The sequence below is a fragment of the Cohnella sp. genome (assembly GCF_041640265.1).
In the GTDB taxonomy this organism is placed as follows: domain Bacteria; phylum Bacillota; class Bacilli; order Paenibacillales; family Paenibacillaceae; genus Cohnella.
The window spans coordinates 11,755-26,377 of record NZ_JBEQAP010000052.1 but is presented as its reverse complement, the minus strand read 5'-3'; the positions used below and the strand labels follow the sequence as shown (position 1 = coordinate 26,377).

The 14,623-nt window shown below is 53.8% G+C and carries 12 protein-coding genes and 5 tRNA genes; 13 read left to right on the top strand and 4 right to left on the bottom strand.

Features of this window, described 5'->3' with window-relative positions; translation table 11 throughout:
* Positions 1–3: 3 nt before the first annotated feature.
* Both ACESLK_RS24970 and ACESLK_RS24965 read right to left on the bottom strand, forming a co-directional pair.
* Complete coding sequence (locus ACESLK_RS24970; protein WP_373232441.1) at positions 4–1,149, bottom strand: Ger(x)C family spore germination protein; 1,146 nt, start codon at positions 1,147–1,149, stop codon at positions 4–6.
* Positions 1,146–2,744: a spore germination protein gene (locus tag ACESLK_RS24965; RefSeq protein ID WP_373232440.1), complete on the bottom strand. Its 1,599-nt coding sequence runs from the start codon at positions 2,742–2,744 to the stop codon at positions 1,146–1,148. The genes ACESLK_RS24970 and ACESLK_RS24965 overlap by 4 nt, the downstream gene beginning before the upstream one ends.
* 166 nt (positions 2,745–2,910) lie before the next feature.
* Between ACESLK_RS24965 and ACESLK_RS24960 the strand changes: the two genes are divergently transcribed.
* From ACESLK_RS24960 to ACESLK_RS24935, 6 genes are all read left to right on the top strand, one after another.
* Positions 2,911–4,155: a mechanosensitive ion channel family protein gene (locus ACESLK_RS24960; protein WP_373232439.1), complete on the top strand. Its 1,245-nt coding sequence runs from the start codon at positions 2,911–2,913 to the stop codon at positions 4,153–4,155.
* Between the two features lie 209 nt (positions 4,156–4,364).
* A tRNA-Gly gene (locus ACESLK_RS24955) sits at positions 4,365–4,439 on the top strand.
* A 5-nt stretch (positions 4,440–4,444) separates the two neighbouring features.
* A tRNA-Arg gene (locus ACESLK_RS24950) sits at positions 4,445–4,521 on the top strand.
* A gap of 18 nt (positions 4,522–4,539) precedes the next feature.
* Positions 4,540–4,616, top strand: a tRNA-Pro gene (locus ACESLK_RS24945).
* Positions 4,617–4,628: 12 nt separating this feature from the next.
* A tRNA-Gly gene (locus tag ACESLK_RS24940) sits at positions 4,629–4,702 on the top strand.
* A 70-nt stretch (positions 4,703–4,772) separates the two neighbouring features.
* A tRNA-Pro gene (locus ACESLK_RS24935) sits at positions 4,773–4,849 on the top strand.
* Positions 4,850–4,905: 56 nt separating this feature from the next.
* On the opposite strand, the gene ACESLK_RS24930 is transcribed toward ACESLK_RS24935, so the two are convergent.
* Complete coding sequence (locus ACESLK_RS24930) at positions 4,906–5,676, bottom strand: RQC-minor-1 family DNA-binding protein (RefSeq protein ID WP_373232438.1); 771 nt, start codon at positions 5,674–5,676, stop codon at positions 4,906–4,908.
* 80 nt (positions 5,677–5,756) lie between these two features.
* On the opposite strand from ACESLK_RS24930, the gene ACESLK_RS24925 reads away from it, so the two are divergent.
* Positions 5,757–5,942 carry a hypothetical protein gene (locus ACESLK_RS24925; RefSeq protein ID WP_373232437.1) on the top strand — a complete coding sequence of 62 codons (186 nt, stop codon included), beginning with the start codon at positions 5,757–5,759 and terminating at the stop codon, positions 5,940–5,942.
* On the opposite strand, the gene ACESLK_RS24920 is transcribed toward ACESLK_RS24925, so the two are convergent.
* On the bottom strand, positions 5,939–6,664 hold the full coding sequence (locus ACESLK_RS24920) for a type II toxin-antitoxin system prevent-host-death family antitoxin (protein ID WP_373232436.1): 726 nt from the start codon (positions 6,662–6,664) through the stop codon (positions 5,939–5,941). The two genes, ACESLK_RS24925 and ACESLK_RS24920, sit on opposite strands and share 4 nt — an antisense overlap.
* 378 nt (positions 6,665–7,042) lie before the next feature.
* On the opposite strand from ACESLK_RS24920, the gene ppc reads away from it, so the two are divergent.
* From ppc to ACESLK_RS24890, 6 genes are all read left to right on the top strand, one after another.
* Positions 7,043–9,835, top strand: a complete 2,793-nt coding sequence (gene ppc, locus ACESLK_RS24915) for a phosphoenolpyruvate carboxylase (protein ID WP_373232435.1) — start codon at positions 7,043–7,045, stop codon at positions 9,833–9,835.
* A gap of 108 nt (positions 9,836–9,943) precedes the next feature.
* A complete protein-coding gene (locus ACESLK_RS24910; protein WP_373232434.1) occupies positions 9,944–10,876 on the top strand; it encodes an EamA family transporter in 933 nt (310 codons plus the stop codon).
* On the top strand, positions 10,873–11,439 hold the full coding sequence (sigW, locus tag ACESLK_RS24905; RefSeq protein WP_373232433.1) for an RNA polymerase sigma factor SigW: 567 nt from the start codon (positions 10,873–10,875) through the stop codon (positions 11,437–11,439). Before ACESLK_RS24910 ends, sigW begins: the two co-directional genes overlap by 4 nt.
* A 158-nt stretch (positions 11,440–11,597) precedes the next feature.
* Positions 11,598–12,221: a zf-HC2 domain-containing protein gene (locus ACESLK_RS24900; RefSeq protein WP_373232432.1), complete on the top strand. Its 624-nt coding sequence runs from the start codon at positions 11,598–11,600 to the stop codon at positions 12,219–12,221.
* A 205-nt stretch (positions 12,222–12,426) separates the two neighbouring features.
* The gene (gene cdaA, locus ACESLK_RS24895) at positions 12,427–13,257 is read left to right on the top strand and encodes a diadenylate cyclase CdaA (RefSeq protein ID WP_373232431.1); all 831 of its coding nucleotides are present in this window, start codon (positions 12,427–12,429) and stop codon (positions 13,255–13,257) included.
* Positions 13,250–14,584: a CdaR family protein gene (locus tag ACESLK_RS24890; protein ID WP_373232430.1), complete on the top strand. Its 1,335-nt coding sequence runs from the start codon at positions 13,250–13,252 to the stop codon at positions 14,582–14,584. The genes cdaA and ACESLK_RS24890 overlap by 8 nt, the downstream gene beginning before the upstream one ends.
* Positions 14,585–14,623 lie beyond the last annotated feature (39 nt).

The following is a 14,623-nucleotide window of genomic DNA, read 5'->3' as shown; positions in this document are numbered from 1 at the left end:
CCTCTACTCCTCTGCAATCGGCTTCGACGCTCTTCCCTGGTTTCGTATTTTCGTTTCTACAGTCAACGCGACATCAATATCAGGAAAAATATTGTCCCAATCGCTCTCCAACTCGATCCACTGCCGGGGATATTTTCGATGCACCGCCTCGCCAAAGCCGAAAATGTCCGCGTTCAGCTTCTGAGCTTTTTCTACCGCTTTCATCATTTCTTCGCGAATAGCATCGGCTTTAAGTTCTTCGAGCTGCTTGTTCTTCGGCGGAGTGGCCAGATTTTCCGGGCACGATTGGCTGCCTTGAATGCCCTCCTCTTTAACATGGATGTTGATCCTTACTTTTCCGCGCTCCACGATCGGGACGACCTTCGATTCGGAATGGGTCGTGATGAGTGCGGCTTTGCCGTCGTCTTCGGGACATGCGACTTCAACGGTTCCTCTCCTTACCTTGCCCAGAACCCATAACATGCCCCGGGTTTCGCTTTGGTTTAATTGACCGATCAGTTTATCTTTCTTGAAAACGGCTGTTCCCGAGAGACGAACGGTTTCTTCGCTTCCTTGTCCTATTACTTCAATTAACGGAGCGATCGGCGCTGTCGTGCTGCTCATCAGACGGGTCAACATTTGCTTCAGATTAACCGTGCCGGATTGCGAGGCTTCAGCTTGAGATTCAATCAAATCCATGATATCCAGAGACGGCATTTTCTCCAGATGAGCAGGGGTATCCAATATTTCTTCCGCTTGATTTCTTGCAACGAGGACTTGAACCGTTAGACGGTTGGAATGTTCGCGGACAAAAAAATCGATATAGGGTTGAATCCCTTTCTTTGCGAGATTTTGGCCGAAAATGACAATCTGATTGTGAGCGAAATACAATTCGCGGGGCACTTTATGGATCCCGCTCTGGATAGCGGTGGAAACCGTCTCCCCCGAGCTTTTAATATTCCAGTAGGTGACTTCGCCTCCGCCGCCGTCCCTCCCGCCTTCTTTTTGCTCGACCGGTTTGAACAATTGAGCCGTAAACCGTACATTTTCACTGTCTTCGGGCTTATCCAATCCGATTCCCATGATAATGGCTATCGAGTCAACCTCATGACGGTTCCAGCATCCGGCGATAACGAAAATGAAAAGCGCAGAGGCGATTATTTTTATCATGTTGGACCCTCCCTTTCATTGGTCGGAGGGGCGGGCTCCAGCCTGAATTGCTGTCGCTCGGGATCGCGCCATCCGATCGTTCTGGGGCGGGTTAGCATGGCCCATAAAGGCGCACGGACAAGCACATCCTTCTGGTCATGGATGCTTAGCGGAGCCACGGGCGACAGATAAGGCGTTCCGAAAGACCGCAAGCCGGACAAATGAATAAACAGGCCCAGCATGCCGACAGCTACGCCGAATCCGCCCATGACGCCGGCCAGAAATAAAAAAAAATAACGCAAAATGGATACGGAGTCGGTTTGCGCCGGCACCACAAAGCTGGATACGGCAGTCAATGCGACGACAATAACCATAGGCGCTCCGATCAGACCAGCGGCGACTGCCGATTCTCCGATGATCAGGGCGCCTACGATGCTGATCGCCGAGCCAACGGGCCTGGGCAGCCGTATGCCGGCTTCGCGCAGAATTTCGAACGCCACGAGCATGACGAGCGCCTCTAGCACAGCCGGAAACGGGACGCCTTCACGCGACGAGGCGAGGGTAAAAAGCAACGGAGTAGGAATCAACTCCTGGTGGAAGGTCGTTAGAGCGACATAAGTAGCCGGCGCCAGGATGCTGATTCCGTAACAGCCGAATCTCAGCATACGGATCATCGATGCAAAGTACGGTCGGGAGTAATAATCTTCCGCGCTTTGAAAGCTTTCGATGAACAGCATGGGGACAGTCAGCACGAAAGGCGTGCCGTCAACGAGAATGGCCGCCCGTCCCTCCAGTATTTTGGCGGAAACAACATCGGGCTTTTCGCTGTTGGCCACGGTAGAGAATATGGAGTGGGGAGCGTCTTCGATCAATTGCTCGATATAGCCCGATTCCATGATGGCGTCGGTATCGATCCGATTCAGCCGACGTCTGATCTCTTCGACAAGACGGGGATTGACAACGCCTTTTAAATAGACGAGGCAAACATCGCTTTTCGTTTTTCTGCCGATTTTCAAGGGTTCCAGCGTCAGGGTGGGATTTTTAATTTTACGCCGCAATAGGGAGGTATTGATTCTCAGCGTTTCGGTGAACCCTTCCCGCGGCCCCCGCACGACGGATTCGGTTTTCGGCTCCTCTACGCCGCGCTCTTCCCAGCCTTTCGTATTTAAGACCAGCGCTTCGCGAAAACCTTGAATCATTAGTACGGTATCCCCAGAAAGGCATGCGTCGACCACACTTTCCAATGTGGTCGCTTCCTCCACGCTTCCCAAAGAAATCATACCGCTCTTAACCGCTTCTAAAGTCGCAGTTTCTAATTTGCTTTCGAACATACGGCTACCGTACATTAAAGGCTTTACTAAGCTCTCGTTAATTAGAAATTTATTAGTCAAGCCCTCCACATAGAGGATAGCGCCTTGCAATTTTCCTCCCTGCCCGAACGAAAATTCACGCAGGACAATATCATTGCTGGGGCCGAGCACTTGCTTCAGCCGCTCCAGATTGTGCCCAAGCTTAGGGGAAAGCTCGGCTTGCAGCGGTGAAGCCAAAGGGGATGGATCCATAGTCCCGTTTAATTTCCTTCCGAATTGTATCATTTTCAGCAAGAGTCGGATCATCTTATAGCCCCCAGACGTCTAGTTCGAATGTATAATCATATTGTTTTCCAATCACGATTAATTTAATCGATTCGAAAATAGGGGATGAGCTTACGGTTCCATTTTACCCGTACGTCAGGGATGTTATAATAGAGCGATAAGAGGATACAAACGTAAGGAGAAGTGCATGGAATTTATTAAACAGCTATTGATTGAACAGGGAATAACGTCTCAAATTGCAGTATATCTCGCGAATGTTATCGTCGTCATGCTGCTCGTCGGGCTGAGCGCCTTGGCCAATTTGGTCACCAAGAAGATCGTTTTGCGAATCATAGCTGCGTTCATCATGAAGAACCGCTTCACGTGGGACAACGTTTTTTTGGAACGCAAGGTGTTTCATAGACTGTCCCATATCGTTCCGGCTATTCTTATTTATTATTTTGCTTCGATCTTTCCCGGTTATCAGACGCTGATCGAGAAAGGCGTCGCCGTATATATCATCCTAATCAGCATGATGGCGATCGACGCTTTCTTGAACGCCTGCAACGACATCTACAACACCTACGAGATTTCCAAGGTTAAGCCGATCCGAGGGTATATCCAGGTCGTCAAAATTTTCGTTTTCATTATCGGCGCCATCATTGTTATCGCCAGCCTGATCGGCAAAAGCCCGCTACTTCTGCTAAGCGGCTTGGGAGCCTTGTCCGCCGTTCTTATGCTGATTTTCAAGGATTCGATACTGGGGCTCGTCGCCGGGGTGCAGCTGTCGGCGAACGATATGGTGCGCGTCGGGGATTGGATCGAAATGCCGAAATACAACGCGGACGGCGATGTGATCGATATTTCTCTGAATACGGTCAAGGTAATGAACTTCGATAAGACGATTACGACGATTCCCAGTTACGCGCTTATTTCCGATTCGTTTCGCAATTGGCGGGGGATGCAGCAAGCGGGCGGGCGACGCATTAAACGTTCCGTTTACATCGATACAAGCAGCATTCGTTTCTGTTCGGACGAGATGCTCGGGCGGTTTCGGAAAATCCATTTTTTGACCGACTATATTGAAAACAAGGAACGGGAAATCGCGGAGTACAACGACCGTAACGGCGTCGACAAGACGGTGGAAGTAAACGGGCGGCAGCTAACGAATATCGGCGTGTTCCGCATCTATGTCGAAAACTATTTGAAGCATCATCCGAGAATTCATCAAAGCTTGACGTTGCTCGTTCGACAACTGGCGCCTACTGAAAACGGCTTGCCGTTGGAAATTTACGCCTTCGTGAACGATACGAACTGGAGTCTATACGAGTCGGTCCAGTCGGATATTTTCGACCATCTTTTCGCCGCCGCTCCGTCGTTTGACCTGCGCGTTTTTCAGAATCCTACCGGGCAAGATCTTAACCGGGCGCTGCAGGGGGATACAGCTCCGTGAATGCGAATCGGGGCTGCCGCGTTTTGCCTCGCGGCATGCCCCGAATCAGAAGGGAAAGGCGGGAAAAGCGCATAGAACCAGGGCGGGAATAAAAAAAATAAAAAAATCCGCAAAAAGGCTTGCAATCCCGTTCGGTATTTGTTATATTATTTCTTGTCGCCTCAAGCACTTCGGACTGAACGAATGAGCGGCAAAAATATCTCAAATACGCGGAAATAGCTCAGTGGTAGAGCATCTCGTTGCCAACGAGAAGGTCGCGGGTTCGAATCCCGTTTTCCGCTCCATATATGCGCCCTTAGCTCAGCTGGATAGAGCATTTGACTACGAATCAAAAGGCCGGGAGTTCGAATCTCTCAGGGCGCGCCAGATTTATTCAAAACTTGTCGGGACGTAGCTCAGCTTGGTAGAGCACCTGGTTTGGGACCAGGGGGTCGCATGTTCGAATCGTGTCGTCCCGACCATTCAAGTTTTGCGCGGGTGTAGTTCAATGGTAGAACTTTAGCCTTCCAAGCTAATAGCGTGGGTTCGATTCCCATCACCCGCTCCATTCATTTAATTGAGTAGTTAAATAAGCGAGAGACAGAGCCTTCGGGCTTTTTTTTGAACTTCATAATCGTCGGGACGTAGCTCAGCTTGGTAGAGCGCTTGGTTCGGGTCCAAGAGGTCGCATGTTCAAATCGTGTCGTCCCGACCATCTTAATAATTAGGGATTGCGGTCTATGGCCGCAATTTTTTTGTGCCCAAAAGTTTTCATTCCCACAACCAGGCCTCGCGTTGCTTCTGGCGTTGCTCCCGGCACGATTCGCACCGCTTAGGCGGATTCCAACCGCGCATACGGAATTTGTCCTGTTCCTCGACGGTCCACTCAAAGCGCTTGCCGCACTCCCAGCACTTCAGGCGCTCGCTGCCGCGCGGCTCGATGATCGGCTCTCCAGGCGTGCAATAGAATGACCTGTGAGCGCCTTCCAGCATCAATGGCTCAGAATGCCCCTTTTCCAGATGGTCAATCACTTTTCCGATTGCTTCTCGCACCTTCCGATAGTCTAGCGGCGCCCATTGCTGCAGCAACGGAATGTATCGGGCATCGCCCGTGTGTGCGACCTTCTCTAGAAACAGCAAGATCATGCTGCGGTTTCGATCTTTCAAATAGGTCATATCCGTCGGAACGGTCTTGTCCCATGTCTCCCATTGTTTCAACAGCAGTTCCGACATATTTTCGATGTGGATATCCCAGCCCCGATCCGTGAATACAAGCAGCGGCATGTCCCGATTACGATCAATCGCCAGAAAGTCGTTCAGGATCATCCAGTCCACGCGCTCAGTGATCTGATCCAACGTCAACATTCGGAAATACCCGTATGCTGGGCTATTGTCCAATCCGAGCGCGAGCAGTTTCTTGTCGCGCGATCCTTTCAAAACTTTCGCCAGCATGTTTCGGCCGGCTTGTCCGGCAATGCTGTCCGCTGCAAGCAGCATGGCCCGTACATCGTCTTCTGTCACTGTGAATGCCTGATCAGCCATGTGAATTCCTCCCTGTGAACGATATCTGTTTGCACTGAAATCGGTCTCCATTCGCGATTGCGGCACTCGTTACTATTAAAATGGCAAATCGTCGTTCATCGAGATTGCTGGCGCAGGCCGCTTCGCTGGCTGCCGTTGCGGCTTCGGTTGCGGTAAAGGGCTGCCCGCGGGAAGTCTGTCTCCGTATTTGTTGGCGTAGAGCTCACGCACCCACATCTTCACAGGAGTTGTCGATATCGACGATGCTGCACTTCCTCACGAACTAAGAAAGCGATATGAAGATCTCCTGCAAGTCCACGTGCAGTCCCGGGAAGCAATAAGATTTCGCCGTATCCCGCGCACTCTTGGAGAAGGCTCTGCTATCCTTAATATCGAGTTCGTCGAATGAGTAGATGAGAATCTGGTCTTGGACGGGGTCGACGACCCAGTATTCCTTCACCCCGCATTGCTTGTACAACTCCAGCTTCTTGAGCATGTCTTTGCTTCGCGTGGAAGGAGACAACACTTCGACGACAAGCGTCGGAGTCCCAATATATCTACCCTGTTCATTGATGTTTTCTCTGTCGCAGATTACCGCAATGTCCGGTTGGACGACGCAAATGTTATTCTCTGCCTTGAAGAAGGTCACATCGAACGGGGAAGTGAGCGGTGTGCATGACTTTCCCCGGAACCAGTTGTAGAACGCACCGTGCAGTTCATGTATGGCATGTTGATGTTTGTAGGAGGGGGAGGTCAAGAAATAGATCACGCCGTCAATCAGTTCGAAGCGCTGCTCGGACTTCTCTGTCAATTCACGAAATTCCTCGTAGGTGACCCAGCCGTCGCTCGTTTTGTACTCCGCAGCTTCTTCCGCCGCATGCGACGGAAGACAAGGCACGATTTTGGCAACTGCCTTCCCTTTCCGAGTCACAATGATTTCCTCATTCGCTTCCGCAAATTTCACATATTTACCGAAGTTATTCTGAACCTCCGTCGAAGGGACTTTCAAGGCGCTCACCCCTTATAGCTATTATGTGTGTAATTATAACTTTTGATAGCTATTTCATCAAACGCTTCGTTAATTTTAGCTAAAATGAAACTCAAGCAGCTTTTTCTGTTTATCGCTTCCTCAATCCGCCTCTTCGCGCAGATGAGGATTTTTCATCCAAGATCGATATTTCACGCGAAATGATGAATTAAAAGGAGATTTTCGCCGACCAATGTAGTATGATAAAGGTTAGAGCTTTTGGTGAACGATCGGTGAACAATGAGCTTAATGTTTGGCAAGGCTTGTTTTCAGATGTGATCGCTCGGAGCGTCGGCAATTCCCGTCCTATTGGGCGGTTTGACATTCTAATTTCGAGAAGCAAGGTTTGGGGTGAGTGAGATGACGGAAACGACTGTAAGTCAACGTTCTCCTTCCAATCATCTGCTGCGTAGAGACGTGCGCTTTCTAGGCAACATTCTGGGAGAAGTGCTCGTGCATCAGGGTGGTCGGGAGCTGCTGGAACATGTCGAGAAAATACGGGAAATGAGCAAAGCGCTGCGCGCGGAATATTTGCCGGAACTGTACGAGGGATTTATTCAGACCGTTGGGGGCTTGGAGCCGGGAATCCGTCACCAGGTCATTCGCGCGTTCGCGATCTACTTCCAGCTCGTGAATATCGCGGAGCAGAATCATCGCATCCGTCGCAAACGCGATTACGAGCGTTCGGCGGGCGAGTCGGTTCAGCCGGGCTCGATCGAGAGCGTCGTGCAGGGCTTGAAGGAGAAAAACCTGCCGGTGGACGAGGTGCGCCAGATGCTGGACGGCATTTCGCTGGAGCTGGTCATGACCGCCCACCCGACGGAAGCCACCCGCAGGGATGTCCTTGACATCCATAAGCGGATCGCGGACGAAGTGATGGAGCTGGACAATCCGACGCTGACGTACCGCGAGAGGGAGAAGCTTCGCGAGAAGCTTCTGAACGAAGTGCTGACCTTGTGGCAGACGGACGAGCTGCGGGATCGCAAGCCGACCGTCCTTGACGAGGTTCGCAACGGAATGTATTACTTCCACGAGACGCTGTTCGAAGTTCTGCCTAACGTGTACGAGGAGTTGGAGCGCTGCCTGACCAAATATTATCCGGAAGAGCAGTGGCACGTTCCCGCCTATCTGCGTTTCGGATCTTGGATCGGCGGCGATCGCGACGGCAATCCTTCGGTAACGGCCGATGTAACGTGGCAGACGTTGAAAATGCAGCGAAACCTCGCCATCCATAAGTACGAAAACAATCTTCGCGAGCTGGCTCGCCATCTCAGCTTCAGCACGACGATCGTGAACGTGTCGGATGAGCTGCTGGCTTCGATCAAGGAAGACGGCGAGAACGTGGAGCTGCGGACGATCGAACCGTGGACGAACGACAAGGAACCGTACCGCGTCAAGCTGAGATACATGCTGCAGAAGCTGAAGAACATGAGGGAAGAGCAGTTCGAAGGCACCAAGCAGCGTTACGGTTCCGTCGAGGAGTTCAAGGCGGACATCGAGGTTATCGACCGCAGTCTTCGTCACCACTATGCGGATTACGTAGCGAATACGCATTTGAAGAAGCTGATCCGCCAAGTGGAGCTGTTCGGGTTCCATCTGGCCGCGCTAGACGTTCGCCAGCACAGCAAGGAGCACGAGAACGCCATGACGGAGCTGCTGGCCATGGCAGGCGTGACAAGCTCTTATGCGGAGCTGGCGGAGCAGGAGAAGATCGATCTGCTTCACGGTCTGCTTAGCGGCGACAAGCAGCTGCTTCAGGACGGAATCCAGCTTAGCGAGTCCAGTCAAGAATGCCTGGACGTCTATAAGACGATCTATAAAGCGCAGCAAGAATTCGGCACGGGCTGCATCACGAGTTATCTGATCAGCATGTCGGAAGCCGCCAGCGATATTCTGGAAGTGATGGTGTTCGCGAAAGAAGCGGGACTGTTCGGCCGCGACGAGAACGGCAACGTCTTCTGTACGCTGCAAGCGGCGCCGCTGTTCGAGACGATCGACGACCTGCACGCCGCTCCGCAAATCATGGATACGCTGTTCAAGCTGCCGGTGTATCGTCAGAGCGTAGCCGCCATGGGCGACCTGCATGAGATCATGCTGGGCTACTCGGACAGCAACAAAGACGGAGGTATGGTGACGGCGAACTGGGAGCTGCGAGTCGCGCTGAACGAGCTTACTCGGATGGGCAAGTCTCATAACGTTCGCCTGAAGTTCTTCCACGGCCGCGGAGGCGCTCTGGGCCGCGGAGGCATGCCGCTGAACCGCAGCATTCTGGCGCAGCCGCCTCATACGATCGGCGGAGGCATCAAGATCACGGAGCAGGGCGAGGTGCTGTCCTCCCGCTACTCGATGAAGGGGATCGCCTACCGCAGTCTGGAGCAAGCTACGGGCGCGTTGATCACGGCAGCTTACCTGTCCCGCAATCCGGCGCAGGAACGCTCCGTCGAAACGCAGTGGGAAGAGATCATGCGCGACATTTCCGTCGACGCCCAGACGAAGTACCAGGACCTGATTTTCCGCGATCCGGACTTCATGACTTTCTTCAAAGAGTCGACTCCGCTTCCGGAAGTGGGAGAGCTGAACATCGGCTCGCGTCCTTCCAAACGCAAAGGCAGCGACCGCTTCGAAGATCTGCGCGCGATTCCGTGGGTGTTCGCCTGGACGCAAAGCCGTTATTTGCTGCCGGCCTGGTATGCCGCGGGAACGGCGTTCTCCAAGTTCGTGAACGGCGATCCGGCGCGTCTGGAGACGCTGAGGACGATGTACCGCGAATATTCTTTCTTCAAGTCGCTGATCGACAATCTGCAGATGGCGCTTGGCAAAGCGGATCTGATGATCGCCCGGCAATACGCGGGAATGATCGAAGACGCCGCGATCAAGGACCGCATTTTCTCGCAGATCGAGGAAGAATACGCGAAAACTCAAGAAATGATTTTGAATATTACTGGCCAAGACGAAATTCTGGATAATGTTCCGGTCATCCAGGAGTCGATTCGGCTGCGCAACCCATACGTCGATCCGCTCAGCTACTTGCAGGTTCAGCTTCTGACCGAGCTCAGAAGCCTGCGCGCTCAGAACGAAGACGATGCGGAGCTGCTGCGCGAAGTATTGCTTACGATTAACGGCATAGCCGCCGGGCTCCGCAATACGGGCTGATTCATAAGCAGAAGAAGGGCCTGGGCAGAACCCCGGGCCCTTTTGCGCACGATTCAGACAGTACAAAATCCGCTATCCTTATCTGAATCGGAGGAAAGTTGGTCTGCAATGGACGAGTCGAGAAAGCCCGTTCTGGCGATAGTGCTCGTGTTGGCGGGAGCGGCAAGCTACGGTCTGCTGGCGGCCGTGTTCAAACTGGCGCTTCGGGACGGTTGGGGAGTGAACGGCCTAACGTTCATGCAGGTGTTGACGGGGACGGCGCTGCTGTGGGCGCTGCTAGCCGTCATTCGACGGCGAGAGAGCTCCTATTCGCTGGCGGCCACCTGGCGCGCATGGGCCAAGCTGACTGCGATCGGAGTCTTGGGCATGTCGCTGACGACGATTTTTTACAACGAAGCTTTGTCGCGTTTGGACACTTCGTTGGGAATCGTCTTGCTTTTTCAGTTTACGTGGATTACGATTCTGCTAGAAAGCATTCGCGCGCGGCGCCGTCCGAAGCGAAGCGAGCAGGCGGCCGTGCTGTTCATCGTGCTGGGCACGGTGCTGGCGGTCGGGCTGCTGGAGCAGGATTTAAGCGGCCTGGATGACTTGGGCGTCTTCTTCGGGCTCCTGTCCGCCTTTACTTACAGTTTGTTTTTCTTCTTCTCGGCTCGCCTTCCTGAGAATCTGGACCCGATCGCGAAGTCCGCGGTCATGTCGACCGCTTCCCTCGCTTTTGTTCTGCTGGCGCACCTCCCTGCTTTGGCTGCCGAACCTTACGGATATTCGCTGCTCGGCTGGGGGCTGCTGCTCGGATTTCTCGGAACCGCTTTTCCCTTTATTTGTTTTAATTACGGAATTCCCCGGCTCGGAGGAGGGCTGGCGGCGCTGCTCGGTTCGATGGAGCTTCCGGCTGCCGTCGCAGCGGCCTATTTCCTTCTGGGGGAGCCTCTGACCGCTTGGCAGGGGTTAGGTGTAGTACTCATTCTCGCAGGCATCATGGCAGCGCAACGCAAGCACCGGCAGGCTGCGGACGGGAAAGAAGGTGAGTCGCAACATTGAAGCCAGTTGAGACGCGATTGGCGCGATTGGCCCGGAAGGGAGACCAGCGGGCATTCGCGGAGATCGTAGACATGTACAAGGACAAGCTGTACCATCTGGCCTTCCGGATGACGAGCAATCGTCAAGAGGCGGAAGACGTCGTGCAGGAAACTTTTCTGCGCGTGTATAAAAATTTGGATCGATACGACGAGAACCAGAAGTTCTCGACCTGGATCTACCGGATCGCCACGAATCTATGCATCGACCGGCTGAGGAAGAGAAGGGCGGTCTATTCGCTGGACGCCGAATCGTCCGACCACGAAGGGTTGGACGGCTACGCGATGCTGCCGAGCGACGACCGGACGCCGGAGAGCGAGCTCTTGCTCTCGGAGACGCAGCGGCTGATTCAAGAGTCGATCGCGACGTTGCCGATCAAATATAAATCGGTGATGATTTTGCGTTATCTGCAGGACTTGTCCCTTCAGGAAATTTCGGATGTTCTAGACATGCCGGTAACGACCGTTAAGACGAGGGTTCACAGAGGCCGCGAGTTTTTGCGGAAAAAGCTGGAGCATAAGCTTTGAGGCGATTCGATGCCGAATCCGCTTCGCCCGCCTAAGCTTCGTGATCAAAATCGGACTTTTTGGACCTCCTCTACAAAATAGGTGAAACCGTGTCGCTTAACCGCACGTACAGTATAGAAGCATCGATTGCGGGTGAGGGGAACCCGCCGAGGAAAGGGATGGCTGATATGAAATGCAACGTCGCCGTCATGTACATGCATGATTATTTGGACGGAGAACTGGCGCGCGAGGATATCCTACAGTTGCAGCAGCATCTGCGTGAATGTCCCCAGTGCTGTTCCCGTTATGAAGCGTTGGAGCGCACGGATGCGCTGGTCAAGGCTCAACCTATAGAGAAAGCTCCGAAAGAGCTGGGAGACCGGATTATGAAATCGCTGCCCGGCTCAAGGCGTCCGACGGCATGGACCTCCTGGGTGCGCCGGCATCCGGCGGTATCCGCCGCGGCCATCTTCCTGGTCGTGATGCTGTCCAGCTTCGTGTCGATGTGGAATCAGAGCCAGGAGTTTTCGGTATCCGGGCCGGATCTGGAGCATGTCGTCATCGAAGGTAAGAAAGTCATCGTGCCCGAAGGGCAGAAAGTATCCGGAGATTTGACGGTCGTGAACGGAGACGTTCAGGTGCTCGGCGCTCTTGACGGCAATCTGACCGTGATCGACGGCCACTTGACGCCGCTGGCGTCGACGGCCCATATCGCGGGTGAGATCAAGACGATCGATCGCGCCGTCGATTGGCTCTGGTACAAGGTAAGCTCGTTCTTCGGAACGCTCGCTTACGGCTCGTAGCTTAGGTTCGACGGCATCCGACAGAACGTCTCGCACGACCGCAAACCGGGCAATAGGAGCCTCTCCGATGTCGGGGAGGTTTTTTTTGCGTAAATGACAGGATTTCTGGGCAATAGTAGAGAAGATAAATAAGGTTAGGGCTCTTATGCGCTATTTCGACATGATTCGTCGCAATTAATCCAGCGCCGGGACGGGGGGTCGCGTCTTGGACTATTTTGCCGGGCTGACATTACAAAATTCGATCAAAGACATCGTCGATGTTCTGATCGTCAGTTACATTATTTACAAAGTGCTTATGATGGTGCGGGGAACGCGGGCGGTGCAGCTGCTGCAGGGGATATTCCTGCTGGTGCTCGTCTGGGCGTTAAGCAACCTGCTTAACCTATATACGCTCAAATGGCTGATGAACCAAATGTTTACCTTCGGGGTCGTCACCGTGCTGATTATTTTCCAGCCGGAACTGAGAAGAGCGCTCGAGCAGATCGGAAGAAACAAGCTGTTTCAGCGTTCTTCGCCCGAGGAGCAGGACGTTAGCCACCGAGTGAACGAAGTCGTTAAGTCGGTTAATTATTTGGCGCGTCGAAAAATCGGGGCATTAATCGTGTTCGAAAGAAATACCGGTCTGAACGATTACATCGAATCGGGTATCAAGATGGAGTCGAAGCTCAGCTCGGAGCTGCTCAGCAACGTGTTTGTTCCGAATACGCCGCTTCACGACGGAGCCGTCATCATCCGGGGCGGGTTGATTATGGCCGCGGGCTGTTATTTGCCGCTGTCGGAGAACCCTTTTATCAGCAAGGAACTGGGGACTCGCCATCGGGCCGCCATCGGCATTACAGAGGTGTGCGACGCCATCTCAGTGACCGTCTCGGAGGAAACGGGACAGATCTCGTTGGCGATGAACGGACAGATCGTGCGGGACATCAAGGAAGAGTCGCTGATCTCCAAGCTGTTCGAGGAGCTTCGCCCGCAGTTCAAGCAGAAGAGCGCGGATTGGGCCTTCTGGAAGCGGAAAGAAGGTGGCGACCGTGGATAAATGGTTAAACCACCCTACGATCGCCAAGCTTGTAGCGCTGGCTCTCGGCATACTGATGTGGGCGGTCGTGCATTTCGATCCGGAAGACTCTTCTCCGAACAACGTCGCTTCGCTGTACGATACGAAAGTCATCGAAGGCGTCACCGTTCAGCCTTACGGGCTGGATGAGAGGAACTTCGTTCTAAACGGCATGGAGCCGCTCAAGGTCAACTTGACGGTCAGGGGTACGAAGAGCGATCTTCGGGTCGCCCAGACGAAGGATTACCGGATCCGGGTCGATCTGAGAACGGTGGGAGAAGGGCAGCATACACTGCCACTAGAAGAAAATCTGCCCAAAGGCATTACTTCGGTGCTGGTCTCGCCGTCCACGGTAGTCGTCAGCATCGAGGCGCTTCAGACGAAGGAGTTCGAAGTGGCGATCCAGACGAAAGGAAACCCCGCGAAAGGCTATAAGGTCGGAACGCCGATCGTGAAGCCGGGCAACCGGGTTCACGTGACGCTGCCGAAGAGCCAGCTGGCCGAGGCGGATAGCGTGGGGGCGACGATCGAGATCGACGGGGAGAAAGAGACGATCAAGAGCAAGAGCGTTAAGCTGGCCGTCTACGACAAGCAAGGCAAGCCGATCGAAGGAGCGATTATCGATCCGGCGGTACTCGAGGTCGAAGTGCCGATTACGAATCCGTTCAAGACGGTGCCGCTGCAATTCAAAATGGTCGGACGCGTGCAGTCCGGGCTAGGCGTCGCCTCCTTCAAGCCGGACGTGGAACAGGTGACGGTATATGGACCGCAAGACGCGCTGGACAAAATCGAGTTCATCGAGGTGGAGATTCCGCTCGGCGACGTGCGGAATTCCGGGAAGATTTCCGTGCCGCTCAAGGTAACGCCTCCGCTGATCGAGATTTCGCCGGCGGCGATCGACATTCAGATCGAGGTGCTGCTGTCGACGACCCGAAAGCTCGAAGGGCTTCCGATCGAGCTGAGAGGGCTGGGCGAAGGACTGATCGTCAACATTCTCGATCCGGCAACGGGCAAAGCGGACATTACGATTCAAGGCGCTCCGCAGACGCTGGACCGACTGAAACCGGGAGACGTCGACGTCATCGTCGATCTAAGCGGAAGAGGGCCGGGCGTCTATACGCTGCCTCTCGTCGTCAGTCTGGAGAGGTTTATGGAGCAGGTGGGCGGAACGAACAGCATTACCGTCGAGATTATCGACGAGGCGGCGCTTGAGACCTCCACGGAAGGGGAGGAGCCTCTGGGAGAGGGCGTGTCGGAAGGCGGCAATCCTCCGCCGGAGAGCGGCGAAACGCAGGAGCCGGCGGTGTAGAGCGAGATAGAGAAAGGCCGCGGGCTCGGGCAACAACAG

What these genes read in the sequence shown, in the direction of transcription:
- ACESLK_RS24930 (WP_373232438.1), bottom strand. Translation starts at nt 5,676, where the DNA reads ATGGCTGATCAGGCATTCACAGTGACAGAAGACGATGTACGGGCCATG.
- ACESLK_RS24960 (WP_373232439.1), top strand. Translation starts at nt 2,911, where the DNA reads ATGGAATTTATTAAACAGCTATTGATTGAACAGGGAATAACGTCTCAA.
- ppc (WP_373232435.1), top strand. Translation starts at nt 7,043, where the DNA reads ATGACGGAAACGACTGTAAGTCAACGTTCTCCTTCCAATCATCTGCTG.
- ACESLK_RS24900 (WP_373232432.1), top strand. Translation starts at nt 11,598, where the DNA reads ATGGCTGATATGAAATGCAACGTCGCCGTCATGTACATGCATGATTAT.
- ACESLK_RS24910 (WP_373232434.1), top strand. Translation starts at nt 9,944, where the DNA reads ATGGACGAGTCGAGAAAGCCCGTTCTGGCGATAGTGCTCGTGTTGGCG.
- ACESLK_RS24970 (WP_373232441.1), bottom strand. Translation starts at nt 1,149, where the DNA reads ATGATAAAAATAATCGCCTCTGCGCTTTTCATTTTCGTTATCGCCGGA.
- ACESLK_RS24925 (WP_373232437.1), top strand. Translation starts at nt 5,757, where the DNA reads ATGGCAAATCGTCGTTCATCGAGATTGCTGGCGCAGGCCGCTTCGCTG.
- ACESLK_RS24965 (WP_373232440.1), bottom strand. Translation starts at nt 2,744, where the DNA reads ATGATCCGACTCTTGCTGAAAATGATACAATTCGGAAGGAAATTAAAC.